Source organism: Saccharopolyspora sp. NFXS83 (assembly GCF_026241095.1).
In the GTDB taxonomy this organism is placed as follows: Bacteria; Actinomycetota; Actinomycetes; order Mycobacteriales; family Pseudonocardiaceae; genus Saccharopolyspora_C.
This window is the reverse complement of sequence record NZ_JAPFGB010000007.1, coordinates 223,572-246,676: the sequence shown is the minus strand read 5'-3', so window position 1 is coordinate 246,676 and position 23,105 is coordinate 223,572. Positions and strand designations below refer to the sequence as shown.

The window sequence follows — 23,105 nt, the reverse complement described above, 5'->3', positions numbered from 1 at the left end:
AAGCGGTTCTCCGCCGCAGACTAGCCCGCACGCCGCGACCTCTCCGCGCACCCGGCGCACCGGCGCTCACCCGATCGGCCGCCGCCCGCCCTGCTGCGCGGCTGCGGGAAGGTCAGGTCAGGTCAGCTTGATCTGGCGGTTGACGTCCTTGTACAGCAGGTAGCGGAACTTGCCGGGGCCTCCCGCGTAGCAGGCCTGCGGGCAGAAGGCGCGCAGCCACATGAAGTCGCCCGCCTGGACTTCCACCCAGTTGTCGTTGAGCCGGTAGACGGCCTTGCCTTCGAGCACGTAGATCCCGTGCTCCATCACGTGCGTCTCGGCGAACGGGATGACCGCGCCGGGTTCGAACGTGACGATGTTGACGTGCATGTCGTGGGCGAGGTCGTTCGGGTCCACGAAGCGGGTGGTGGCCCAGGCGCCGCCGGTGTCGGGCATCGGCGTGGGCGCGACGTCCTGCTCCTGGACCGCGAACGCCGCGGGGGTGTGGCCGTCGAGCGGTTCGTAGGCCTTGCGGACCCACTGGAAGCTCGCGCGCTCGTCGGTGTCGTTGGACACCGACCAGTCGGCACCGGCCGGGAGGTAGGCGTAGCCGCCGGGCGCGAGGTCGTGCCGGGTGCCGTCGACGACCAGCCGCAGGTCACCGGAGAGCACGAACACGACCGACTCGACGCCGCTCTCCGGTTCGGGGCGGGTGCTGCCGCCTCCGGGCGACACCTCCACCAGGTACTGGGCGAACGTCGTGGAGAACCCCTGGATCGGCTTGGCGAGGATCCACGCCCGAGTGCGGTCCCACCCGGGGAGGTTGCTGGTGACGATGTCGCGGAGCACGCCGCGCGGGATGACCGTGTAGGACTCGGTGACCAGTGCGCGGTCGGTGAGCATCGTGGACTGCGAGGGCAGGCCGCCCTCGGGCGAGAAGTAGCTCGGCTGGTTCAAGTGATCCCTTCCTCGTGTGGAGCAGGAGCGAAGCCGGGGGTGCGCTTATGTATACACAACCGGGCGGGCGAGTGGCGAGGGCCGGTGACGGCGATCGTGCGCGGCGGATTCGCGTCCTGGCACTTCCCGCGGCGGGGGAGTTCGTGGTCGACTTGCCGGCTCGACGAGCGCGCTCGGTGACTGTTGACGGCGATCGGGGCGATGGCTACCGTTTCCGAATCACAGTCGTATACTTTCACATAGCGGAAACATCGGCTACATAATGGACACATCGAGCGCAAGCTTGGAGGCGGTTCGATGACTGCCACGGACCGCCCGGCAGCTCCGGAAGGCGCCCCGAGCGCCCGCTTGTACAGCTACGACTTGGCCCCGACGAAGAAGGAAGGGCGCCGCTGGGGCGCCTACAACGTCTTCACGCTCTGGGCCAACGACGTGCACAGCCTCGGCAACTACGCGTTCGCGATCGGCCTGTTCGCCCTCGGGCTGAACGTGTGGGGCATCCTCGCCGCCTTCGCCCTCGCCTCGGTGCTGCTGTTCCTGCTGCTGACGCTGTCCGGCTACATGGGCCACAAGGCGGGCGTGCCCTTCCCGGTCATGAGCCGCATCGCCTTCGGGACCAGGGGAGCGCAGCTCCCGGCGGCCGTGCGCGGCATCGTCGCCATCGCGTGGTTCGGCATCCAGACCTACCTCGCGTCCTCGGTGCTCAACACGTTGCTGGTGGCCATGTTCCCCGCGCTGCGAGGGTTGCAGGACCGATCGGTGCTGGGCCTGTCGCTGCTCGGCTGGATCACGTTCCTCGTGCTCTGGGCCGTCCAAGTCCTCATCGTCAGCTACGGGATGCACGTGATCCGCCGGTACATGGCCATCGCGGCGCCGACGACGCTGATCACGATGTGCGGATTGGCGCTCTGGATGTTCTGGCGCGCGGACTGGTCCATCTCGCTGTCCACGGCGCAACCGCTCACCGGCGGGGCGATGTGGCTGAAGGTCCTGGAAGGCGCCGCGCTCTGGGTGGTGATCTACGGGACGTTCGTCCTGAACTTCTGCGACTTCACGCGCTCGGCCAAGAGCCGCCAGTCCATCGTGCGCGGCAACCTGGTCGGCATCCCGGTGAACATGCTCTTCTTCGCCGTCATCGTCGTCGTGCTCAGCGGGGCGCAGTTCAAGCTGGACGGACGGGTGATCACCAGCCCGACCGACATCGTGCAGACGATCCCGAACATGGTCCTGCTCGCGACCGCGTCGGTCGCGCTCATCATCCTGACGATCGCGGTGAACCTGCTGGCGAACTTCGTGGCGCCGATCTACGTGCTGGTGAACCTGTTCCCGAAGCACCTGAACTTCCGGCGTGCGGGCCTGGTCAGCGCCGTCATCGGCCTGGTGATCCTGCCGTGGAACCTCTACGACAGCCCGGTCGTGGTGAACTACTTCCTCGGCGGTCTCGGCGCGCTGCTCGGCCCGCTGTTCGGCGTGATCATGGCCGACTACTGGCTGCTGCGGAAGACCCGCGTGAACGTCCCGGACCTCTACACCGAGGACGCGGAAGGCGAGTACTACTACCGGCGCGGGTACAACCCGAAGGCGGTCTGGGCGTTCCTGCCCGCCGCGGCGATCGCGGTCGTGGTCGCGCTGGTGCCCGCCTTCGGTTCCGCGTCCGGGTTCTCCTGGTTCATCGGCGCGGCGCTCGGCGCGGTGATCTACGCGGTCATCGGCGACCGCCACCTCGACGGGCGGGACGTGGACGGCGAGTCGATCGCGGTCGCGGCAGAGTGAGCCCGCACCGGGCCGGCAACAGCTCATGAAGAAGGTGGATCTTGCGCATTCTCGTCGTCAACGTCAACACGACCGCGGCCATCACCGAGTCCATCGGGAAGCAGGCGGCGGGTGCGGCGGCTCCGGGCACCGAGATCGTGCCGCTGACGCCGTCGTTCGGCGCGGAATCCGTTGAGGGCAACTACGAGAGCTACCTCGCGGCGATCGCGGTGATGGAAGCGGTCCGGGCCTATCCGGAACCGTTCGACGCGGTGATCCAAGCCGGGTACGGCGAGCACGGCAGGGAAGGGCTCCAGGAGCTGCTCGACGTGCCGGTCGTGGACATCACCGAAGCCGCCGCGAGCACCGCGCAGTTCGTCGGGCGCTCCTACTCGGTGGTGACCAGCCTGGACCGCACGGTCCCGCTGATCGAGGACCGGCTCAGCGCGGCGGGGCTCAGCGGCCGGTGCGCGTCGGTGCGCGCGAGCGGGCTGGCCGTGCTCGACCTGGACCGCGACCCGGCGGCGGCCGTCGACGCCATCGCCGAGCAGGCGGTGCGCGCGGTGGACGACGACCGGGCGGAGGTGATCTGCCTGGGTTGCGGCGGCATGTCGGGGCTCGCCGAGCGCGTGGTGGAACGCACCGGGGTGCCCGTGGTCGACGGGGTCACGGCGGCGGTGACGATCGCGGAATCACTCGTCCGGCTGGGGCTGACGACGTCGAAGGTGCGCACGTACGCGCCGCCGCGCCCGAAGAAGATGACCAACTGGCCGCCCCGTTCCTGAGGCCGTCCGGCCCGTTCCCGCATGGGGGAAGCGAAAACCAAGTCCGAGACACAGCTGACCGCAACGGGATTCCCGGTGCGGTCAGTTCGGCTGCGCGCTCGGCTCGGTGGAGCGCCGCGCGGGTTGCCCCGTGGTGACCACAGTAGACAGTTGAATGCTCTGCGCTGAGTTCTGACTTCCTTTTGCCGCAACGACTTCCGGATGTGTCGCTGCGACGGTTCGATGCGTCACGGATGATGACGTCGCCATTCCCCGGTGTGCTGGAAAGCGTTGACCGGCAAATCTACGTTCGCTAATCTACCACTATACAAAATAAAGATTTCGCGATGTGAAATCTATCGAGGAGGTTCCTTTGAGTTCCATCCGGTACGACGTCAACCTCTCGATCCTGTTCACCGAGCTCGACCTGTTGCAGCGGCCCGCGGCGGCGAAGGCCGCCGGGTTCGACGCGGTCGAGTACTGGTGGCCCTTCCCGGTCGCGGTGCCCTCCGATCGCGAGGTCGACGCGTTCGTGCGGGCCGTCTCGGACGCCGGGGTTCGGCTCGTGGGCCTGAACTTCTTCGCCGGCGACCTGCCTGCCGGTGAGCGCGGCGTGCTGTCCGACCCGAAGCGCGCCGGCGAGTTCACCGACAACCTCGACGTCGCGGTCGGCATCGGCGACCGGCTCGGCTGCCGCGCGTTCAACGCGCTCTACGGCAACCGCATCGACGGCGTCGCACCGTCCGAACAGGACGATGTGGCGACCGAGAACCTCATCCGCGCGGCGGCGGCGACCGCGCGCATCGACGGGCGAGTGCTCATCGAACCGGTCAGCGGCGTGCCGAGCTACCCCCTGCGGAAGGCCGCGGACGCGCTGCGGGTCATCGACCGGGTGCACGAGGAAGGCGGCGTGGACAACCTGCGGCTGCTGTTCGACCTGTACCACCTGACGGTCAACGGCGACGACCTCGACGCGGTGATCGAGCGGCGCGCGCGGGACATCGGCCACGTGCAGATCGCGGACGCCCCCGGGCGCGGCGAACCGGGCACCGGGGGCATCGACTTCGACCACTACTTCGCCGCGCTCGACGCCGCCGGATACACCGGCTACCTGGGCCTCGAGTACAAGCCGAGCGGGGCCAGCGCGGACAGCTTCGACTGGCTCGCCCGCTGATCAGCAGCACACCGAAAGGGAGGCGCACGACGATGCGCAAGATCGGATTCATCGGGCTGGGCATCATGGGCGGCCCGATGGCGGCCAACCTGGTCGAGGCCGGGCACGAGGTCGCCGGGTACAACCGCAGCCGGGCCAAGGTCGACCAGCTGGTCGCCGACGGCGGCACGGCCGCGGCGAGCGTCGCCGAGGCGGTCGCGGGCGCCGACGTCGTCTTCACCATGCTGCCCGACTCGCCGGACGTCGAGGCCGTCGTGCTCGGCGAGAACGGCGTGCTGGCCCACGCGGAGCGGGGCGCGCTGCTCGTCGACTGCAGCACCATCCGCCCCGACACCGCCCGCCGCGTCGCCGAAACCGCGGCGGAACGGGGCCTGCGGGCGCTCGACGCGCCGGTCAGCGGTGGTGAGCCCAAGGCGATCGACGGCACGCTCTCGATCATGGTCGGCGGTGCGGCGGACGCGTTCGCCGCCGCCGAGGAGGTGCTCGGCGCGGTCGGTGCCACGATCGTCCACGTCGGACCGGCCGGTGCCGGGCAGACCGTCAAGGCGGCCAACCAGCTCATCGTCGCGGGCAACATCGGCCTGCTCGCCGAGGCGCTGGTGTTCCTGGAGGCGCACGGCGTCGACACCGAGGCCGGTCTGGACGTGCTCGGCGGCGGCCTCGCGGGCAGCAGCGTGCTCAACGCCAAGGGCGCGAAGATGCGCAACCGGGAGTTCGATCCGGGTTTCCGGCTCGAACTGCACCACAAGGACATGGGCATCGTGCAGGCCGCCGTCCGCGAAGCAGGCCTCACGGCACCGCTCGGCACCCTGGTGGCCCAGCTCGTCGCCGCCGCCGTGGCCCAAGGCGACGGCGCTCTGGACCACTCAGCCCTGCTCAAGCAGATCACCCTGCTCAACGGCCGCTCGTGATTCACCTCTTGTCAGCGGCGAAGCCGCTGAGGTTCCGCCACCCGGACACCCCAGCAGAAGAACCACCACCAGAAACGAGTCGGCGGCCCCAATGCCGCCAAGCGATCAGCACCGCCGACTCGTCCCGATCGATGCGCGCCGTGGCGCCACATCCGAGAGGAATTCCTACACCATGCCCAAAGTCCCTGTCATGCAGGCTGTGGTCGACGTCCTGGAATCCGAGGGGGTCGACACGGCGTTCGGCTGTCCGGGCGCCGCGATCCTCCCGCTGTACGCGGCGCTGGAGCACCGCGACATCAAGCACCTGATCGTGCGCCACGAAGAGGGCGCCACCCACATGGCGGACGGGTGGGCGCGGACCAACGGACGGGTCGGCGTCGCCATCGGCACCTCCGGCCCGGCGGGCACGAACATGATCACCGGCCTCTACACCGCGCAGGCCGATTCCATCCCGATGCTGTGCATCACCGGCCAAGCGGTGTCGTCGAAGCTGCACCAGGAGGCCTTCCAAGCGGTCGACATCGTGGAGATCGCCAAGCCCGTCACCAAGTGGGCGGTGCAGGTCAAGGAAGCCGCCCAGGCGCCGTGGATCTTCCGGGAGGCGTTCCGCACCGCCCGGTCCGGGCGTCCCGGACCGGTCCTGATCGACCTGCCGCTGGACGTCCAGCAGCAGGAGATCGACTGGGATCCCGCGATCGACGCCCCGCTGCCCGTCGCCGCGGTGCACCCGCATCCGCCGCGGGTGGAGAAGGCGCTGGACATGCTGCTCGAAGCGGACCGGCCGCTGCTGCTGTCCGGGGGAGGGGTCCTGCTGGGCGACGCTCACGAGCAGCTGCGCGAGCTCGCGGAGCTGCTCGGCATCCCGGTGCAGACCACGTTGATGGGCAAGGGTTCGTTCCCCGAGGACCACGAGCTGTTCGCGGGGATGACCGGCATCCAGACCAGCCAGCGCTACGGCAACGAATCGTTCTTGGAGTCCGATCTGGTGCTGGCGCTCGGCGCGCGGTTCGGCGACCGGCACACCGGCGCGCTGGAGGTCTACCGCGGTTCGCGCAAGTTCGTCCACGTCGACATCGAGCCCACCCAGATCGGCAAGGTCTTCGGGCCTGACCTGGGCGTCGTCTCCGACACCGGACTGTTCCTGGCGGCGCTGCTGGAGGCGGTGAAGCGCCGCGAGCCGACCAAGCGCTACCGATCGTGGGTCCGGCGCGTCGGCGAGCTGAAGCGGACGTTGACCCGGCCCGACCACTACGACGCGGTGCCGATCAAGGCGCCGCGGGTGTTCCGGGAGATCAACGCCCTGTTCGACCCGGAGACCTACTTCGTCACCGCGATCGGGCTCTACCAGATCTGGTCCGGCCAGTTCCAGGCCGCGCACAAGCCGCGCCACTACCAGGTGTGCGGGCAGGCGGGTCCGCTCGGCTGGGAGATCCCGGCGGCCATCGGCGTGAAGTCCGCCGAGCCCGGCGCGGAAGTGGCGGCGGTCGTCGGCGACTACGGCTTCCAGTTCCTCGTCGAGGAGCTGGCCGTGGCGGCGCAGTACGACATCCCGTTCGTGATCATCATGTTGAACAACGAGTACCTCGGGCTGATCCGGCAGGCGGAGCTGGGGTACGAGATGAACACCGAGGTCGACATCCACTACGACACCTGCGGCACCGACAACGTCAAGGTGATGGAGGCGTACGGCTGCTCCGGGCGGCGCGTGTTCGAACCCGGTGAGCTGGCGGCGACGATCGAGTGGGCCCGCAAGGAGGCCGTGACGACGAGCCGCCCGGTGCTGGTCGAAGTGATGATCGAGCGGGAGGCGAACACCCCGCGCGGCGTCCGGATCGACGCGATGATCGAACCGGAGGAGGTGCCGCTCGGCTGAGCGCCCCGACCCGGCCCGGCCCGCGGGGGGCGACCGCGCGGTCGCGCCCCCGGGCCGGGCCCGTCGGCGTCCGCCCCGCTGCGCGGATCACGCCGAGAGGACGCCTTACGCTGGTGGGCACAGCCGGCTAGGAGGAACTTGTGCCTGTGACTGAAGAGCCGGACGCGGAGGCGCGCGTCCCGCTGCGCGACCAGGTGTACGGCACGCTGCAGGCGCGGATCAGCGATGGTCACCTCCGCCCAGGGGACCGGCTGTTCGAGCAGGAGCTCGCGGCGGAGTTCGGCGTGTCCCGCGTGCCCGTCCGGGAAGCGATCCGGATGCTCCAGAGCGCGGGGCTGGTCGAGGTGCTGCCGCGGCGGCGCGGCGTCTTCGTCCGGAGCCTGGACCGGCAACAGCTGGAAGAGCTCTTCGACGTTCGCGAGGCGTTGGAGGCGCTGGCCGCGAAGCTCGCAGCGCAGCGCAGCGACGCCGACGACGTGGGGCGGCTGGGGCGGCTGGCCGCGCAGGCGCGCACCGCGCTGGACTCGTCGGACGTGGCGGCCATGTCGGAGGCCAACACCGCGTTCCACGACGAGGTCATCGCGTTGTCCCGCAACGAACTCCTGACGTCGATGCTGGAACCGCTGCACGGCCGGTTGGCGTGGTTGTTCCGGGTGAACCCGGAGCCGGAGCGGGTGTGCGCCGAGCACGACGAGCTCTACGCGGCGGTCGCGGCGGGCGACGGTGCCCGCGCGTGGGAGGTCGCGCAGCGCCACGTGCAGGCGAGCCGGGTCATGGTGCTGGAACGAATGGCGTTCTGAGCTCCTGGGGGGCTTGTTCTGCTCGGGTGATCGTTTGGCGGAACCTCACTTCTCGCTGCGGATCTTTTTCCCTGGTGGCTCCGCCACGAGGGAAAAAGCTGTCCTCGCGAGAAGACAGCTGAGAACCCGCGGGTGGTCGGCTTGCTCTGGTGGTTGCTGCTCAGCGGCTTCGCCGCTGACATGACACGGACGAAAGACGCGAGCCCACGAGTTCAAAGGCGGGTGGTCGGCGGCCTTCTCCTGGCCGCATCGGGGGCCGCTCCCTTGACTCGGGACTCGTGCCGCTTCTAGGTTACGTATACGAGTAAATATACTTTCGTTCTGCGGAATTCGATGTCCGCTCGGTGGGCGTCGGCGGTGCGGGAGTCCGCGAACCGCCGTCCAACCAGGGTTGGGCGAACAGGCTCAGGGAGGTGCCGCGTGGCCGAATCAGCCACCGGATCGGCGTTCGACGTGGTGTTCCGCGCGCACCGGCTCATCGGGCCGCACGGGGAGACGTCCGGCAGCGTCGGGATCCGCGACGGGCGCATCGCGGCCGTGGAACCGCTCGACGCGGCGCTCGACGCCGCCGAGGTCGTCGACCTCGCCGAGGACGAGGTCCTGCTGCCCGGCTTGGTCGACACCCACGTGCACGTCAACGACCCCGGCCGCACCGAGTGGGAGGGCTTCGAGACCGCCACCCGCGCCGCCGCCGAGGGTGGGATCACCACGCTCGTCGACATGCCGCTCAACAGCCTCCCGCCGACCATCGACGCCGCCGCCCTGGAGCTCAAGCGCGAGACGGCGCGGCCCAAGGTCCACGTCGACGTCGGCTTCTGGGGCGGCGCCGTGCACGGCAACCTCGGTGAACTCCGGGAGCTGCACGAAGCCGGGGTCTTCGGCTTCAAGTGCTTCCTGCTGCACTCCGGCGTGGACGAGTTCCCGCCGCTGGATCCCGCCGAGCTCGACGAGGCGCTGCAGCTGCTCGCCCGGCACGACGCGATGATGATCGTGCACGCCGAGGACTCCGATGCGATCGAGCACGCGCCGACCGCGCACGGCGAGGACTACGGCGGTTTCCTGAGCTCGCGGCCCCGCGGCGCGGAGAACGTCGCCATCGCGCAGGTCATCGAGCTCGCGCGGCGCACCGGCGCCCGCGTGCACATCCTGCACCTGTCGTCCTCGGACGCGCTGCCGATGATCGCCTCGGCGCGCGCCGACGGCGTCAAGATCACCGTCGAGACCTGCCCGCACTACTTGAGCTTCACCTCTGAGGAGATCCCCGACGGCGGCACCCAGTTCAAGTGCTGCCCGCCGATCCGCGAGGCGCGCAACCGCGAGCTGCTGTGGAAGGGCCTCGTCGACGGGATCATCGACTGCGTCGTCAGCGATCACTCGCCTTGCACGCCGGAGCTGAAGCGCTTCGACAGCGGCGATTTCGGCGTCGCCTGGGGCGGGGTGTCCAGCCTGCAACTCGGCCTGTCCGCGGTGTGGACGCAGGCGCGGGTGCGCGGACGCGGCCTCGCCGAGGTCGTCGACTGGATGTCGCGCAAGCCCGCCGAGGTCGCCGGGATGCGCCGGAAGGGCGCCATCGCGGTCGGCCACGACGCCGACCTGTGCGTGTTCGCACCCGACGACGCGTTCGTCGTCGACGTCGGCAAGCTGCGCCACCGCAACCCCGTCTCGCCGTACCACGGGCGTCCGCTGTCCGGGGTCGTGCGCGGAACCTGGTTGCGCGGGCGCCGCATCGTCGGCCCGGACGTCGAGACGACCGGCCCGCACGGCCGGCTCCTCAACCGCGGCGAGGCCTGACGGCTCACCACCGAGGTGACCTGGGGCCTCGGCAATTTCCCCGCGACGACGGCGATTTCTCCGCTGGGTGGGGAAATCGCTCCCGCGGCGAGGAGCGGCCGGGAATCCGCCCCGCCGGTCGAAGCCGGTCAGCCGATGCGGTGAGCGGCGATCGCGCCGTGCGGCCGTGCCCCCGGATCCGCTCGGGTGTTGTGGTCCGCGACGGCGAATCCCGCGTCTTCGATCGTGCGGCTGAGCTGCTCGATCGGCCAGAAGTACGCGGTGGTGACCGCGTGGTCGAACGGTTCCAGCTCGGGGCCGTCGCAGAACCCGACGAGCAGTCCACCGCCGGGCTCGATGGCGCGGGCGAACTCGGCGAGCGCCTCCGGCATCCGGTCCGGGTGCAGGTGGATCAGCGAGTACCAGGCGAGGACGCCCGCGAGACCGGCATCCGGGACGTCGAGCCGATCCGCGCGCCCCGCCCGGAACCGGACGTCCGGGAAGCGAACGCGAGCGTCGTCCAAGAATTCCGGTGTCGGATCGATTCCCTCGACGTCGATTCCCCGCTCGTGCAGCCAATTCGTCCAGTGCCCCGGCCCGCATCCGACGTCGAGGATCGGGCCGTCCGGCTGCGCGTGCGCCCAGGCGGCGATCAGGTCCCGATCGGGGGCGGCGGTCGCTTCGATGTTGCCGAGGAGGCCAGTGTACTCCGCGGCGCGCTGCCCGTAGGCCGCGCTCGCACGTTCGACGGTCACCCGCTGAATCTTCACAGACGCCCGGAGCAAGCCCGGACCGGGTCCATGTCCGGCTGAACGCCGCGAAGGTCGCGAGGGCCTCCCGGCGCTGCTCGGCGTCCGTGCTCGGCGCAACGTCCCAGCGGAGTGGTCCTGTCCCGCTCCCGAGGTGCTCGCTCGCCGCGCGGATGTGCCGCCACGCCGCCGAAATCGCCGGGCAACGGCCGGTACCGCGCGCTTCGGGTGGAGTGCCGCGGTGACCGGTGGCGATCACGCATGTGTAGCTGGCCGAGCGCACGGGTAAGCACTGATCACGACACCGCCGGCCGCGCGCTTCGAGCGGAGGCTCGTGCGTCCGGCCGCGATTGAGGAGGCCAAGACACCCGTGAGTGCTCCGACCACCGTCGCCGACCACATCCTCGCCCGCCTCGCCGAGTGGGGCGTGCACCGCTACTACGGCTATCCCGGAGACGGGATCGGCGGGATCTTCACCTCGCTGCGGACCCGCGAGTCCGCCGAATTCGTCCAAGTTCGCCACGAGGAGACCGCGGCGTTCGCGGCCTGCGCCGACGTCAAGTACGGCGGCAGCGCGATCGGGTGCTGCGCGGTGACCAGCGGGCCGGGCGCGATCCACGCGCTCAACGGGCTCTACGACGCGAAGCTGGACAACCAGCCGGTCGTCGCGCTGCTCGGGCACACCGCGCAGACCGCGCTGGGCGGCGGCTACTACCAGGAAATCGACCTGCTGAGCCTGTTCAAGGACGTCGCGGGGGCGTACTGCGAGCAGCTCGCCGTGCCCAGCCAGGTGCGCCACCTCGTCGACCGGGCCTGCCGCACCGCCCTGGCGCAGCGCACCGTGACCGCGCTCGTGCTGCCCAGCGACGTGCTCGAGATGGAGGCGGTTCCGGAGCCGCCGCACGAGCACGGCTACTACCGGACCTCGTCGGTGCCGAGCTCGTCGATCACCACGCCGGACCCGGCCGCGCTGCGAGAGGCGGCCGAGGTGCTCAACGCGGGGGAGAAGGTCGCGATCCTGGCGGGAGCGGGCGCTCTCGGCGCGGGGGACGACCTCACCGAGGTGGCCGAGCGGCTGGGGGCCGGTGTCGCGAAGGCCCTTTTGGGCAAGACCGTGCTCGACGACGCCCTGCCTTGGGTGACCGGCCCGATCGGGCTGCTCGGCTCCACGGCGAGCTGGCAGCTGATGCGCGAGTGCGACACGTTGCTGATCGTCGGTTCGACCATGCCCTACACCGAGTTCTACCCCGCGCCCGGCCAAGCGCGGGCGGTCCAGGTCGACGTGGACGGGACGCGGTGCGGGACCCGCTACGACACCGAGGTCAACCTCGTCGGTGACGCCGGCGCCACCCTCGAAGCACTGCTGCCGATGCTGCGCGAGCGGACGGATCGCGGCTGGCGGGAGCACGTGGAGACGTGGACTCGGCGCTGGGATTCCTACAGCGAGGCGCGGGCGACGGCGGACACCTCGGGCCTCAACCCCGAGTTCGTGGTGCGCGAACTGTCCGCGCGCCTGCCCGACGACGTCATGGTCTCCGCCGACTGCGGCACCGCGACGAGCTGGTACGCGCGCACGCTGCGGATGCGGCCGGGGATGCTGGGCAGCGTGTCCGGCACGCTGCTGTCGATGGGCGGCGGGCTGCCCTACGCGCTCGCGGCGAAGTTCGCGCACCCGGAGCGGCCCGTGGTCGCGCTCGTCGGGGACGGCGCCATGCAGATGAACGGGGTCAACGAGCTCATCACCGTCGCGAAGTACTGGCGCGAGTGGGCGGATCCGCGCTTCGCGGTGCTCGTGCTCTCCAACGACGACCTGTCCTACGTCACGTGGGAAACGCGGGCGATGCTGGGGGACAAGCCGTTCCCCGACGCCCAGCACCTGCCCGAGGTGCCCTACGCGAAGTGGGCCGAACTGCTGGGGCTGCGCGGAGTGCGGGTGGACGCCGCCGAGCAGGCCGGTGCTGCTTGGGACGCGGCGTTGAGCGCGGACCGCCCGACCGTGGTGGACGCTCGGGTCGATGCGGCCGTTCCGATGATCCCGCCGCACGTGACGGTGTCGCAGGCGGTGAACACGGCCCGTTCCCAACTGGCCGGTGATCCGGACGCGCTGCGGATCATCGCCGACGGCATCCGCGAAACCGTGGGCGCGAAGGCCCGCTCGGTGCTCCACGCGCCGAGCTCGTGAGCGGGAAGACCACCCTCGGCCGATCGCGCGCCCTGGTCCGGCAACGTCCGGACGCGGTGGACGGATCAGGAAAGTCCTCGCTCCCTGCGGGATGCGCCGCCGCGGCGGCCACTCCGCACACCACGCCGCACTCGGTTCAACGCTCAGCAGTTTCGCGGGAAGTGCGACACCTCCGGCACGAGGTCAGCCGTTGCGCGTCCTGGCACCGGGCTGTTCTCGGATGTTCCGCCGGAGGCCGTGGTCGCCGATTTCCGCGAAGTCGGAGAAGTCGTCCACGATGGCGCGGTTCATCCACAGGGCGCGGGGATTTCTCGGGCAGGGATGTTTGGTGGTGCGGAGAGCGGGCACCCGGGGGCCGACCGCCGTTGACGTTGCGGACCCACGCAGGATTGAGGTGCTGACGCGATGACCACCGCACGGGACATCATGACCGCACAACCCGAATGCGTCGCGACCGACGACAGCTTGGTCTTGGCGGCGCAACAGATGCGCAGGCTCGGAGTGGGCGCGCTCCCGATCTGCGGGCCCGACCAGAAGGTCAAGGGTGTGCTCACCGACCGCGACATCGTCGTACGCGGCCTGGGCACCGGGAAGGACCCCGGCCGGACGAACTCGGGCAGCTTCAACGACGGCGAGGCCGTGACGATCGGCGCCGACGATCCCGTCGACGAACTGCTCAACGTGATGATCGAGCACCAGGTCAAGCGCCTGCCCGTGATCGACGGATCCAAACTGGTGGGCATGGTCTCGATCGCCGACGTGGCCCGGAACGTCCCGCACCCCGACGTCGGCAAGCTCGTCGAAGCGCTGTCGATGACCTGATTCCCCGAACTCGTGCTCGCCGCCGCTCCGGTCCTGAATCAGGGCCGGAGCGGCGTGCGCGCGGGGCGAGAACGCGCGGCGGCGTCCCGGATTCGGCCACCTAGTCCGGAAGCAGGTTCTGGACCGTGACGTCCAGCGGGGTGAGGCGGGCCGATGAGTTGGGGCCGAGGAAGGCGGCCAGCCGCGGCGCGAGGTCGGCGCACGCGGCTCGCAGCGGGTCGACGAGCCGCAGCAGCGCACGCTCCGGCAGGCGCTTCTCCTGCCCTGCGATGGAAATCGATCCGATCGCCCGGCCGCTGTCCGGATCGAAGATCGGGGCCGCGATGCCGTTGAGCGCGGGGTGGTTGTCGCTGAACGACAGCGCGTACCCGGTCTCGCGGATCCTGGCCAGCAGCGCGTGGAGGCCGCTGCGCTTCGGCGTGCCTTCGCCGCGCAGCACTTCGCGGGCCTGCCCGTCCGGGAGGAACGCCAGGATCGACGTGCCCCCGCAGCCGGAGGTCAGCGGGGAGCGCTCCCCGACGGTGCTGCCGAGCCGATCGGGGTTGTGCGGCGGATCCTCCGACATGATCACGACGCGGTGGGTCCCGCTGCGCAGGTGCAGGTGCGTCGTCTCCGACGCGCCGGCCGCCAGCCGGGCCATCGCGGGCCTGGCCAGCCGCAGCAGCGCCGGTCGGGGACCGATGAGCGAGGACAGCGCCACCGCGCGGCTGCCGACGCGGTATCCGCTGCGGCCGACGTGGTCGACGTAGCCCTCGTCTTGGAGCACCCGCAGCGACCGGTAGGCCTTGGACTTGCTCAGCCCCGCCTTGGTCGCCACCACGTCCAGGTTCGCCGGTTGCTCGAGACCGGCCAGCGCCTCCAGCACGTGCAGCACCCGCGCCGGTCCGGAGAGCTCGTCGTCCATCCCGCCACCTTCGTTGGTTGCAGATGTTGTCACTCCGCTTGGTGATGCTGCCACGGCTCGCCGACGCTGTGAATCCACCGGGCCCGCCCGGCAGGCCGGGCGCAGAGCAGATCCAGGAGTGTTGATGACGAGCTCACGGCGGAACATGGCGCTGATCGCGTTCCTCCAGGCGCAGAACTGCTCCAACTACGTCGGTTCGTGGCGCGCACCGGGGTCGGCGAGCGATTTCCTGACCGCGGACTACTTCACGCGGATCGCGCGCACCTTGGAGGACGGCGGGTTCGACCTGGCCTTCTTCGACGACCGGTTGGCGATGCCGGACATCTACGGCGGCAGCCACGAACTGGCCGTCCGGCACGGGATCCGCTCGGTCAAGATGGATCCGACGGTGGTGATGCTGGCGATGGCCACGGCCACCCGGCACCTCGGCGTCGCCGCGACCTACTCGACGACGTACTACGAGCCGTTCCACGTCGCCCGGCACTTCGCCACCGCGGACCTGATGACCGGCGGGCGCACCGCGTGGAACATCGTCACCTCGCTCAACGACTCGGAGGCGGCGAACTTCGGGCGCACCGAGCACCTCGACCACGACCTGCGCTACGAGCGAGCCGACGAGTTCGTCGACATCGTGACCCGAATGTGGGCCAGCTGGGAATCCGACGCGCTGATCCTCGACAAGCGCAGCGGTGAGTTCGCCGACCCGGCCAAGGTCCACCGGCTGGAGCACGAGGGCCGGTTCTTCAGCTCCCACGGGACGTTCCCGGTGCCGCGCTCGCCGCAGGGCAGGCCGGTGCTGCTGCAGGCCGGGGCCAGCGGTCGCGGCCAGGCCTTCGCCGCCCGCTGGGCGGACGTGATCTTCACGCACTTCGCGAACGTGGAATCCGGTGCCCGCACCTACACCCGGCTGCGCCAGGGCGTCGAGGACGCCGGGCGCGACCCGGACTCGGTGGTCATCGCTCCGCTGATCAACGTGGTGACGGCGGAGACCGCGGAGCTGGTGGAGCGCAAGCAGGCGATGCTCGAAGGCCTGGCGCGCGACGAGGACGGCCTCGCGCTGCTGTGCGAGGCGCTCAACACCGATTTCGGCAAGCGCCCCTACGAGGAGCCGTTCACCGACGCGGAGCTGCGCGCGATGTCCTACCAGGGCCTGCGCGACCGCGTGATCACGTTGAGCGGCAAGGGGAATCCGTCGGTGCGGGACTTCGTGGAGTTCTCCGGTCGCGGGAAGCTCCACGAGGCGGAGATCGTGACGGGCACCCCGGACGTCGTCGCCGACCGCCTGGAGGAGCTGTACGGCACCTGCGGCGACGGCTTCGTGATCGCCGCCGCCTCGGTGCCCGGCAGCTACGACGACTTCTCCCGGCTGATCACGCCGGAACTGCGGCGCCGCGGTCTGGTCGGGCCGGAGTACGCCGCGGACACGCTGCGGGGCAACCTCGGGCTGCCGATGCCGGAGGAGGCCGCGGTATGAGCGGGGAGGTCACCGTCCTGACGCCGACGGGCATGCTCGGCTACGGCTACCGGGAAGAGGACTTCGAGTCGTGCGTGCGCGCTGGAGTGGACGCGATCGTGGTCGACTCGGGTTCCACCGATCCGGGGCCGTCGATGCTGGGGCTCGGTCACACCCTGGTCACCGAGGAGTCCTACCTGCGCGACCTGCGGCCGATGGTGCGCGCTGTGCACCGGCACCGGATCCCGCTGCTGATCGGCTCGGCCGGTGGGGCGGGCACCGACGAGCAGGTGGACCGGATGGTCGAGCTGCTGCGCCGGATCGCCGTGGAGCAGGGCATCACGCTGCGCGTCGCGGCGATCTACTCGCAGCTGCCGCGCTCGGTGGTCCGGGAACGGCTGGCGCAGGGCAGGATCGATCCGAACGTGCGCGGCGAGCTGCCCACCGAGTCCGATGTGGACTCGTCGGAGGCCGTGGTGGCGCAGATCGGCGCCGAACCGTTCGAAACGGCGCTGTCCGGGCCGGTGGACGTGGTCGTCGCCGGACGCGCCTACGATCCCGCGCCGTACGCGGCGTTCCTCGTGCCGCGCGGCATCGAACCGGGAATCGCCTGGCACATCGGCAAGATCCTGGAATGCGGCGGTGTCTGCGCGGAACCGAAGGGCGGCGGTGCGCTGGCGACGGCCCGCGCGGACTCCTTCGACATCGAGCCGATGGGGCCGGAGCAGCGGTGCACCCCGCTGTCGGTGGCCGCGCACACGCTCTACGAGAACAGCAGGCCCGACCTGCTCGCAGGTCCGGGCGGCGTGCTCGACGTCGGCGACTGCGCGTACCGGCAGCTCGACGAGCGCACGGTGCGCGTCAGCGGCAGCCGGTTCGAACCCACGCCGCGGCGGCTGGTCAAGGTGGAAGGGGCCGCGATCACCGGGCACCGGTGCATCTTCATCGGCGGTGTACACGACCCGGTGCTCATCGGGCAGCTGGACGACTTCCTGGTGCGCGTCGAAGCGGAAACGGCCGAGCTGCACCCGGAACTGGCTGCGGGGACCGCGACCGTGCGGTTCCACGTCTACGGCCGGGACGCGGTGATGGGGCAGCGGGAACCGAACCCGGTGCCGGGACACGAAGTCGGCATCCTCGGCGAGGTCGTCGCCGAGACGCCGGAAGCGGCCAAGGCGATCTGCACCAGCGCCCGGATCGGCGTGCTGCACCTGAACTACCCCGGTCAGCTCGCCACCGCGGGAAACCTTGCGCTGCCGCTGACCCCGCTGGACAACCCGATCGGACCGGTGTGCGCGTTCAGCCTCTACCACCTGATGGAGGCCGACGGGCTGGAGCACGCCGTGGTGCGCGAGGAGGTGGGCGCATGACCGCCCTGCGCGAGCTGGCGAAGGTGATCCGCAGCAAGAACGCCGGACCGCACGAGATCACCTTCGACGTGATGTTCACCGACGAACCGACCTTCGCGCGGGTCCGCGACAGCGGCGTGCTCACCCCCGAGCGCCTCGCGCGGCTCTACCGGGCCGACGTCGCGCACGTGCGGGTGTGCACGTTCTTCGCCCCGGCGTTGGCGTTCAAGTTCACCCTGCTCCGCTTCGGCGACCAGGGAGGCGCCGGGGAGCGCGACACCTTCGGCGCGCAGCAGCACGCCCCGCTGCTCGACGTGGTGGTGCCGTGATGAGCGGGCCCCGGTTGCACCCGGTCGCGGATCCCACCGGGCTGCGGGAGGTGTTCGGCACCGTCCCGGCCGGGGTGCTGGCCGTGTGCGGGCTGGACGGCGACGTTCCGGCGGGCATGGCGGCGAGCAGCTTCACCTCGGTGTCGCTGGACCCGCCGCTGGTGTCGGTGTGCGTGCAGCGCACCTCGACGACGTGGCCGGTGCTGGCCTCGATGCCGCGCCTCGGCCTGAGCGTGCTCGGCGCGGGGCAGGACGAGCTGTGCCGCCGGCTGTCCGCGCGGGGCGTGGACCGGTTCGCCGGGGTGCGGTGGAGCTCGACCGGCGATGGCGCCGTCCTCGTCGACGACGCGGTCGCCTGGTTCGAGTGCACCCCGCACGACGACCTGCCCGCGGGCGACCACCGCATCGTCCTGCTCCGAGTCCTGGCCACCGCGACCGTTCCGGCCGCCGAACCGCTCGTGTTCCACGGCGGGAAGTACCGATCACTGTCGATCGGCTGACGTGTTCCTCGACGACCGCTGGTGTTCTTCCCGTGCTCAAAGGAGAGTCATGGACAGCACTGCTGATGCCGCGCGTGGTTCCGCGGCCCCTGATGACCGGCGCGTGCTCGTCGCGCGCCTGGACCGGTTGACGAAGACGACCCGCACGCATCGCACCTGGATGGTGCTGTTGGGGTCGCTGTTCATCGCCGACCTGGCCGACATCAACGTCCTGTCCTACGCGGCGCCGGCGATCCGCGAGCAGTGGGGCCTGTCGGTGGCCGAGATCGGCCGGCTCACCTCGTTGTCGTTCCTGGGCATGTTCTTCGGCGCGATCCTCGGCGGGCGGCTGGCCGACCGGTTCGGCCGCCGCCGCGTCGTGATCGCGGCGACGGTGTTCTACTCGGTGGCGTCGATCCTGTGCGCGCTCGCACCGAACCCCGCGCTGCTCGGCGTGTTCCGGCTGTTCAGCGGACTCGGCGTGCAGGCCGTGACCGGTGTGCTGATCGTGTACGTGGCCGAGATGTTCCCGCAGCACAAGCGGGGGCGGATCCAGGCGCTGATGCTCGGGATCGGGTTGCTCGGCGTGCCGTTCATCGCCGGTGCCGCGCGGCTGCTGGTGCCGATCGGGCCGGAATCGTGGCGCTGGACGTTCGTCGTCGCGGCCGTCGGGCTGATCCCCGCCATCGCGGCCTGGTTCTCGCTGCCGGAGTCGGCGCGCTGGTTGCTGGTGCAGGACCGCGAGGCCGAAGCCGAAGTGATCATCTCGCGGCTCGAGCGGGAAGCGGGCCTCACCCCGGAGCAGGGCGTCGTGGTCGAGGACGAGCCGGTTTCCGGCCGGACGCACGTTCCGCTGAGCGAACTGCTGCGCGGACGCACCCGCAAGATCGCGGTCGTGGCCTCGCTGGTGATGGTCTTCGACATCCTCGGCTTCTACGGCTTCAACGCGTGGGTGCCGACGCTGTTGGTCGAGCAGGGCTACAGCCACGAGACCACGCTGACCATCACGACGATCTTCGCCATCGCGCCGTTCGCGGGCGCGTTCGCCGGGATGCTCGTGGCCGACCGCTGGGAGCGCAAGACCGTCAGCCTGGTGCTGGCCGCGGTCAGCGGCGCCGCGATGGTCGTGTTCGCCGTCAGCGGCGAGCTGTGGCTGGTGGTGCTCGGCGGGTTCGTCGCCACCCTGCTGCTGCAGACCAACACCGCCGTGATCTACAGCTACCTGCCCGAGGTGTTCCCGACCGCGCTGCGCGGCGCGGGCGCCGGGCTGGCCAACGGGATGGGGCGGCTCGCGGGCACGGTCAACGGCGTGCTGATCGCCGCGGTGTTCGCGTTCGCCGGGTTCAGCGGCGCGTTCATCGCCGCCGCGCTGTTCATCCTGTGCGAAGGACTCGTGATCTTCTTCTTCGGTGAGCGGACCACGGGCCGCCGCCTCTCCGACACCGTCGCCCCGCACGATTCCCCGGAGGAGCAGCGCGCATGAGCTCACCGCAGACCTTGTCCGCCCGCGTCGCCGAATTCGTCTCGGCCACGACCTTCGACGACGTCCCCGACGCGGTGCTGCACGAAGCCCGCAACCACGTCCTCGACGCGCTCGGCAGCGCACTGGGCTCGTCGGCGATGAACTTCGGCGACGCCGTGCACACGGCCGCCCGGCGCCTCGGGGCCGGCCAGGAGGCGCACGCCATCGGGTACGGCACCGCACTGCCCGCGGCCTCGGCGGCGCTGGTCAACGGCACGTTGATCCACGGCTTCGACTTCGACGACACCCACGTCGGCGCGGTCTACCACGCCACCGCCCCCGCGCTGGCCGGCGCGCTCGCGGCGGCCGAGGAGGCCGGGGCCACCGGCAGGCGGCTGCTGCTGGGCTACGTGCTCGGCATGGAGATCGGCTGCCGGATCGCGGCAGCCGGAGCCGGGCGGTTCCACGCCCGCGGCTTCCACCCCACCGGCATCGCCGGGACGTTCGCCGCCGCCTGCGCCGCCGCGAGCATCCGCGGCGCCGGTCCGGAGACCGCGCGGGACGCGCTCGGGCTCTGCGGGAGCCAGGCCGGTGGGCTGCTGGAGATCCGCAACTCCTGGCTCAAGCGGGTGCACCCCGGCTGGGCGGCGCACTCCGGGCTGATCGCGCTCACCCTCGCCGAATCGGGGTTCAGCGGCCCGGCGACGGTGTTCGAAGGGACCAAGGGCCTGTTCGCCACGCACCTCGGGTTCGTCCCCGACGGCGAGGGGCTCGGGCTGGACACGCTCGGCGAGCGCTGGATGACCGCCGAGACCGCCTACAAGCCCTACCCCTGCTGCCACTTCACCCACGCCTTCGCCGACGCGGCCTTCCAGGTGCTCGACGAGCTCGGAGCGCGCTCGCTGCGAGCTTCCGACATCACCCGGATCGTCTGCCCCACCTCTCCGGGCGTGATGCCGGAGGTGACCGAACCGGCCGCGGTGAAGATCGCGCCCGCCACCACCTACGACGCGATGTTCAGCGTGCAGTACGCGGTGGCGAGCGTGCTGGTGCGCGGCAGGCTGGACCTCGCCACCTTCTACGACGACCCGCTCGACGATCCGGAGGTGCTGGCCGTGGCGCGGCTCGTCGAATGCCCGGCCGATCCGGACAGCGACTACCCCGCGCGCTTCCCCGGCGAGGTCCGGCTGCACCTCGGCGACGGCCGGGAGATCACCCACCGCGTCACCGCGAGCAGGGGGACACCGGGCAACCGCTTCACTGACGAGGACGTGACGGCGAAGTTCCTCGGCAACGCGACCCGCCGAATTCCCCGCGACCAGGCGGAGGCGGTTGCGCGGACGGTGCGGGAGCTGGGCGTTGAGTCCGATGTGGACGCACTTGTGGCGTCGCTCGTCGCGGAGGGCCGGCGGTGAACGCGACGATCAGCGCGGCGGTGCTGCGCGGGGAACCGGGCGCCGAACCCGACTTCGCGCGAGTGTCGGTCGAGCAGGTGCACCTCGACGAGCCCCGCGACGACGAAGTGCTGGTGGACGTGCACTTCGCGTCGCTGTGCCACTCCGACCTGTCGGTGCTGACCGGCGACCGGCCCCGGCCGCTGCCGATGGTGCTCGGGCACGAGGCCGCCGGTGTCGTGGCGCGCACCGGCCGCTCGGTGACCGAGGTGCGCCCCGGCGCCCCCGTGGTGTTCACCTACGTCGCGTCCTGCGGGCGGTGCGGGTTCTGCCGCGACGGCCGTCCGGTGCTGTGCTCGCGGGCGCACGCGGGCAACACCGCGGGCGAGCTCCCGGCGGGCGGGCACCGGTTGCGCGACGCGAACGGGGAACCGGTGCACCACCACCTCGGCGTGTCCGCGTTCGCGGAGCGGGCCGTGGTGGACGCGGCCTCGGTCATTCCGGTACCGGCGGGAACGGACCTGCGGACGGCGTCCCTGCTCGGCTGCGCGGTCAGCACCGGAGTGGGCGCGGTGTTCAACGCCGCCCAGGTCGGCCTCGGCGAATCGGCGGCGGTGTTCGGCTGCGGCGGCGTGGGCTTGGCGGCGGTGCTCGGGCTGCGCGCCGTCGGAGCAGCCCCGATCATCGCCGTCGATCGCCACGACGCCCACCTGGAACGGGCGCTGGAACTCGGCGCCGACCTGGCCCTGCCCGCGGACGAGTCGACCGCGGACCGGATCCGGGAGGTGACGGGTGGCGGAGCGCACCACGCGTTCGAAGCCGCCGGATCCGTCGCCGCGGTGGAATCGGCGTACCGCGCCCTGCGGAGAGGAGGCAGGCTCACCGTGGTCGGCCTGGCGAACCCGGCGTCGCGCTGGCCCGTTCCGCCCGCCGAGCTCGTCGCGAACGACATCACCGTCTCCGGCAGCTACCTCGGGTCCGGCGTTCCGCGGCGCGACGTGCCCCGCTTCGCGCACCTGCACGGCGCGGGCCGGTTGCCGGTCGACCGGCTGGCGGCGCCCTTCTCGATCCCGCTGTCTGAGGTCGCCGAAGGCATGGCGCGGCTGCACGCCGGATTCCCCGGCCGCATCGTCATCGACATCGCCGCGAGAGGAGCACGAGCGGCATGACCTACCGGCTCTACGCCCTGCGCTACGGGATCGGCCACCGGACGGCGCGGGAGAACTACGCGCCGACTCCGGGGTTCCGGTACCCGGAAACCGACCAGTCGCTGCACTGCTTCTGCTGGCTCGCCGTCTCCGACGAGCACGTGGTGCTCGTCGACGTGGGCGCCGACGAGAACACGGCGCGGCAGCGGGGCATCGACTACGAGCGCGATCCCGCGGAGTCGGTGCGCCGCCTCGGCCTCGACCCGGCGGCGATCACCGACGTGGTGCTCACCCACCTGCACTGGGACCACGCCGGGAACCTCGGCGCCTTCCCGAACGCGACCTTCCACGTCCGCGAGGCCGAACTCGCCTACGCCACCGGGCCGTCGATGTCGCACCGCTTCCTCCGCCGCCCGTACGCCGCGGACAAGGTCTGCGAGCTCGTCGGCCTGCTGCACCGCGGGCGGGTGCGGCTGCGCGAAGGCGAGTACGAGGTCGCCCCCGGCATGACGGTGCACCCGGCGGCGGGCCACACGCCGGGATCGCAGGCGGTGCGGGTCCCGACCGCGCGAGGCCACGTGGTGCTCGCCTCCGACGCCCGGCACTACTCGGACAACCGCGTCGGCGGCGAATCACCCGACGGCGCGCCGTTCTCGGTGGTGGTCCGGACCGACGAGTACTGCGACACGTCACAACGGCTCGACGAGCTCGCCCCCGGCCCCGATCACGTCATCCCCGGCCACGACCCGGCGATCTCCCGCCACTACCCGCGGGCTCTGCCCGACGACCCGTTGATCCGCAGGCTGGACGTGGAGCCGGCGGCGGGGTGAGCTTCCGGTCGGCCACGTGGACCG

General features: G+C 71.0%; 20 protein-coding genes. 17 read left to right on the top strand and 3 right to left on the bottom strand.

Translation table 11 applies throughout. The features are described from left to right. Nucleotides 1-117: 117 nt before the first annotated feature. Nucleotides 118-882: a bifunctional allantoicase/(S)-ureidoglycine aminohydrolase gene (locus OOZ19_RS10625; RefSeq protein WP_416309416.1), complete on the bottom strand. Its 765-nt coding sequence runs from the start codon at nucleotides 880-882 to the stop codon at nucleotides 118-120. Between the two features lie 351 nt (nucleotides 883-1,233). Between OOZ19_RS10625 and OOZ19_RS10620 the strand changes: the two genes are divergently transcribed. The 7 genes from OOZ19_RS10620 to allB all read left to right on the top strand — a co-directional run bounded on the left by OOZ19_RS10620 (nucleotide 1,234) and on the right by allB (nucleotide 10,001). Continuing rightward, nucleotides 1,234-2,709: an NCS1 family nucleobase:cation symporter-1 gene (locus OOZ19_RS10620; RefSeq protein WP_266089892.1), complete on the top strand. Its 1,476-nt coding sequence runs from the start codon at nucleotides 1,234-1,236 to the stop codon at nucleotides 2,707-2,709. A 41-nt stretch (nucleotides 2,710-2,750) separates the two neighbouring features. Next, on the top strand, nucleotides 2,751-3,473 hold the full coding sequence (locus OOZ19_RS10615) for an aspartate/glutamate racemase family protein (protein ID WP_266089891.1): 723 nt from the start codon (nucleotides 2,751-2,753) through the stop codon (nucleotides 3,471-3,473). Nucleotides 3,474-3,825: 352 nt separating this feature from the next. After that, nucleotides 3,826-4,626 carry a hydroxypyruvate isomerase family protein gene (locus OOZ19_RS10610; protein WP_266089890.1) on the top strand — a complete coding sequence of 267 codons (801 nt, stop codon included), beginning with the start codon at nucleotides 3,826-3,828 and terminating at the stop codon, nucleotides 4,624-4,626. Next, nucleotides 4,626-5,537: a 2-hydroxy-3-oxopropionate reductase gene (locus tag OOZ19_RS10605; protein ID WP_266089956.1), complete on the top strand. Its 912-nt coding sequence runs from the start codon at nucleotides 4,626-4,628 to the stop codon at nucleotides 5,535-5,537. The genes OOZ19_RS10610 and OOZ19_RS10605 overlap by 1 nt, the downstream gene beginning before the upstream one ends. Before the next feature lie 172 nt (nucleotides 5,538-5,709). Then, nucleotides 5,710-7,410, top strand: coding sequence for a glyoxylate carboligase (gene gcl, locus OOZ19_RS10600; RefSeq protein ID WP_266089889.1), 1,701 nt, complete (start codon nucleotides 5,710-5,712; stop codon nucleotides 7,408-7,410). A 146-nt stretch (nucleotides 7,411-7,556) separates the two neighbouring features. Further along, on the top strand, nucleotides 7,557-8,210 hold the full coding sequence (locus OOZ19_RS10595; RefSeq protein WP_266089888.1) for a GntR family transcriptional regulator: 654 nt from the start codon (nucleotides 7,557-7,559) through the stop codon (nucleotides 8,208-8,210). A 420-nt stretch (nucleotides 8,211-8,630) separates the two neighbouring features. Further along, on the top strand, nucleotides 8,631-10,001 hold the full coding sequence (gene allB / locus OOZ19_RS10590) for an allantoinase AllB (RefSeq protein WP_266089887.1): 1,371 nt from the start codon (nucleotides 8,631-8,633) through the stop codon (nucleotides 9,999-10,001). Between the two features lie 128 nt (nucleotides 10,002-10,129). Here allB and OOZ19_RS10585 read toward each other — a convergent pair whose 3' ends face one another. Then, nucleotides 10,130-10,735, bottom strand: a complete 606-nt coding sequence (locus OOZ19_RS10585) for a class I SAM-dependent methyltransferase (RefSeq protein ID WP_266089886.1) — start codon at nucleotides 10,733-10,735, stop codon at nucleotides 10,130-10,132. 364 nt (nucleotides 10,736-11,099) lie between these two features. Here OOZ19_RS10585 and OOZ19_RS10580 point away from each other — a divergent pair, with 364 nt between their 5' ends. Together OOZ19_RS10580 and OOZ19_RS10575 are read left to right on the top strand one after the other, a co-directional pair. After that, nucleotides 11,100-12,911 (top strand): thiamine pyrophosphate-requiring protein, encoded by a 1,812-nt coding sequence (locus OOZ19_RS10580; protein ID WP_266089885.1) that lies wholly within the window; start codon nucleotides 11,100-11,102, stop codon nucleotides 12,909-12,911. A gap of 405 nt (nucleotides 12,912-13,316) precedes the next feature. Beyond that, the gene (locus OOZ19_RS10575; RefSeq protein ID WP_266089884.1) at nucleotides 13,317-13,733 is read left to right on the top strand and encodes a CBS domain-containing protein; all 417 of its coding nucleotides are present in this window, start codon (nucleotides 13,317-13,319) and stop codon (nucleotides 13,731-13,733) included. Nucleotides 13,734-13,833: 100 nt separating this feature from the next. Here OOZ19_RS10575 and OOZ19_RS10570 read toward each other — a convergent pair whose 3' ends face one another. Next, the gene (locus OOZ19_RS10570) at nucleotides 13,834-14,637 is read right to left on the bottom strand and encodes an IclR family transcriptional regulator (protein ID WP_266089883.1); all 804 of its coding nucleotides are present in this window, start codon (nucleotides 14,635-14,637) and stop codon (nucleotides 13,834-13,836) included. A gap of 124 nt (nucleotides 14,638-14,761) precedes the next feature. On the opposite strand from OOZ19_RS10570, the gene OOZ19_RS10565 reads away from it, so the two are divergent. Genes OOZ19_RS10565 through OOZ19_RS10530 form a run of 8 tightly spaced genes read left to right on the top strand, consistent with a single transcriptional unit; the run spans nucleotide 14,762 to nucleotide 23,081 of the window. Further along, nucleotides 14,762-16,111, top strand: a complete 1,350-nt coding sequence (locus tag OOZ19_RS10565) for an NtaA/DmoA family FMN-dependent monooxygenase (RefSeq protein WP_266089882.1) — start codon at nucleotides 14,762-14,764, stop codon at nucleotides 16,109-16,111. Further along, nucleotides 16,108-17,460: an acyclic terpene utilization AtuA family protein gene (locus OOZ19_RS10560; RefSeq protein ID WP_266089881.1), complete on the top strand. Its 1,353-nt coding sequence runs from the start codon at nucleotides 16,108-16,110 to the stop codon at nucleotides 17,458-17,460. The genes OOZ19_RS10565 and OOZ19_RS10560 overlap by 4 nt, the downstream gene beginning before the upstream one ends. Then, the gene (locus tag OOZ19_RS10555) at nucleotides 17,457-17,768 is read left to right on the top strand and encodes a DUF4387 domain-containing protein (protein ID WP_266089880.1); all 312 of its coding nucleotides are present in this window, start codon (nucleotides 17,457-17,459) and stop codon (nucleotides 17,766-17,768) included. The genes OOZ19_RS10560 and OOZ19_RS10555 overlap by 4 nt, the downstream gene beginning before the upstream one ends. Next, a complete protein-coding gene (locus tag OOZ19_RS10550; RefSeq protein WP_266089879.1) occupies nucleotides 17,768-18,268 on the top strand; it encodes a flavin reductase family protein in 501 nt (166 codons plus the stop codon). The genes OOZ19_RS10555 and OOZ19_RS10550 overlap by 1 nt, the downstream gene beginning before the upstream one ends. 49 nt (nucleotides 18,269-18,317) lie before the next feature. Then, complete coding sequence (locus tag OOZ19_RS10545; RefSeq protein WP_266089878.1) at nucleotides 18,318-19,730, top strand: MFS transporter; 1,413 nt, start codon at nucleotides 18,318-18,320, stop codon at nucleotides 19,728-19,730. After that, on the top strand, nucleotides 19,727-21,124 hold the full coding sequence (locus OOZ19_RS10540) for an MmgE/PrpD family protein (protein WP_266089877.1): 1,398 nt from the start codon (nucleotides 19,727-19,729) through the stop codon (nucleotides 21,122-21,124). Before OOZ19_RS10545 ends, OOZ19_RS10540 begins: the two co-directional genes overlap by 4 nt. Next, nucleotides 21,121-22,272 carry a zinc-binding dehydrogenase gene (locus OOZ19_RS10535; protein WP_266089876.1) on the top strand — a complete coding sequence of 384 codons (1,152 nt, stop codon included), beginning with the start codon at nucleotides 21,121-21,123 and terminating at the stop codon, nucleotides 22,270-22,272. Before OOZ19_RS10540 ends, OOZ19_RS10535 begins: the two co-directional genes overlap by 4 nt. Then, entirely contained in the window at nucleotides 22,269-23,081 is an 813-nt protein-coding gene (locus OOZ19_RS10530) for an N-acyl homoserine lactonase family protein (protein WP_266089875.1), read from the top strand. Before OOZ19_RS10535 ends, OOZ19_RS10530 begins: the two co-directional genes overlap by 4 nt. Nucleotides 23,082-23,105: the final 24 nt, after the last annotated feature.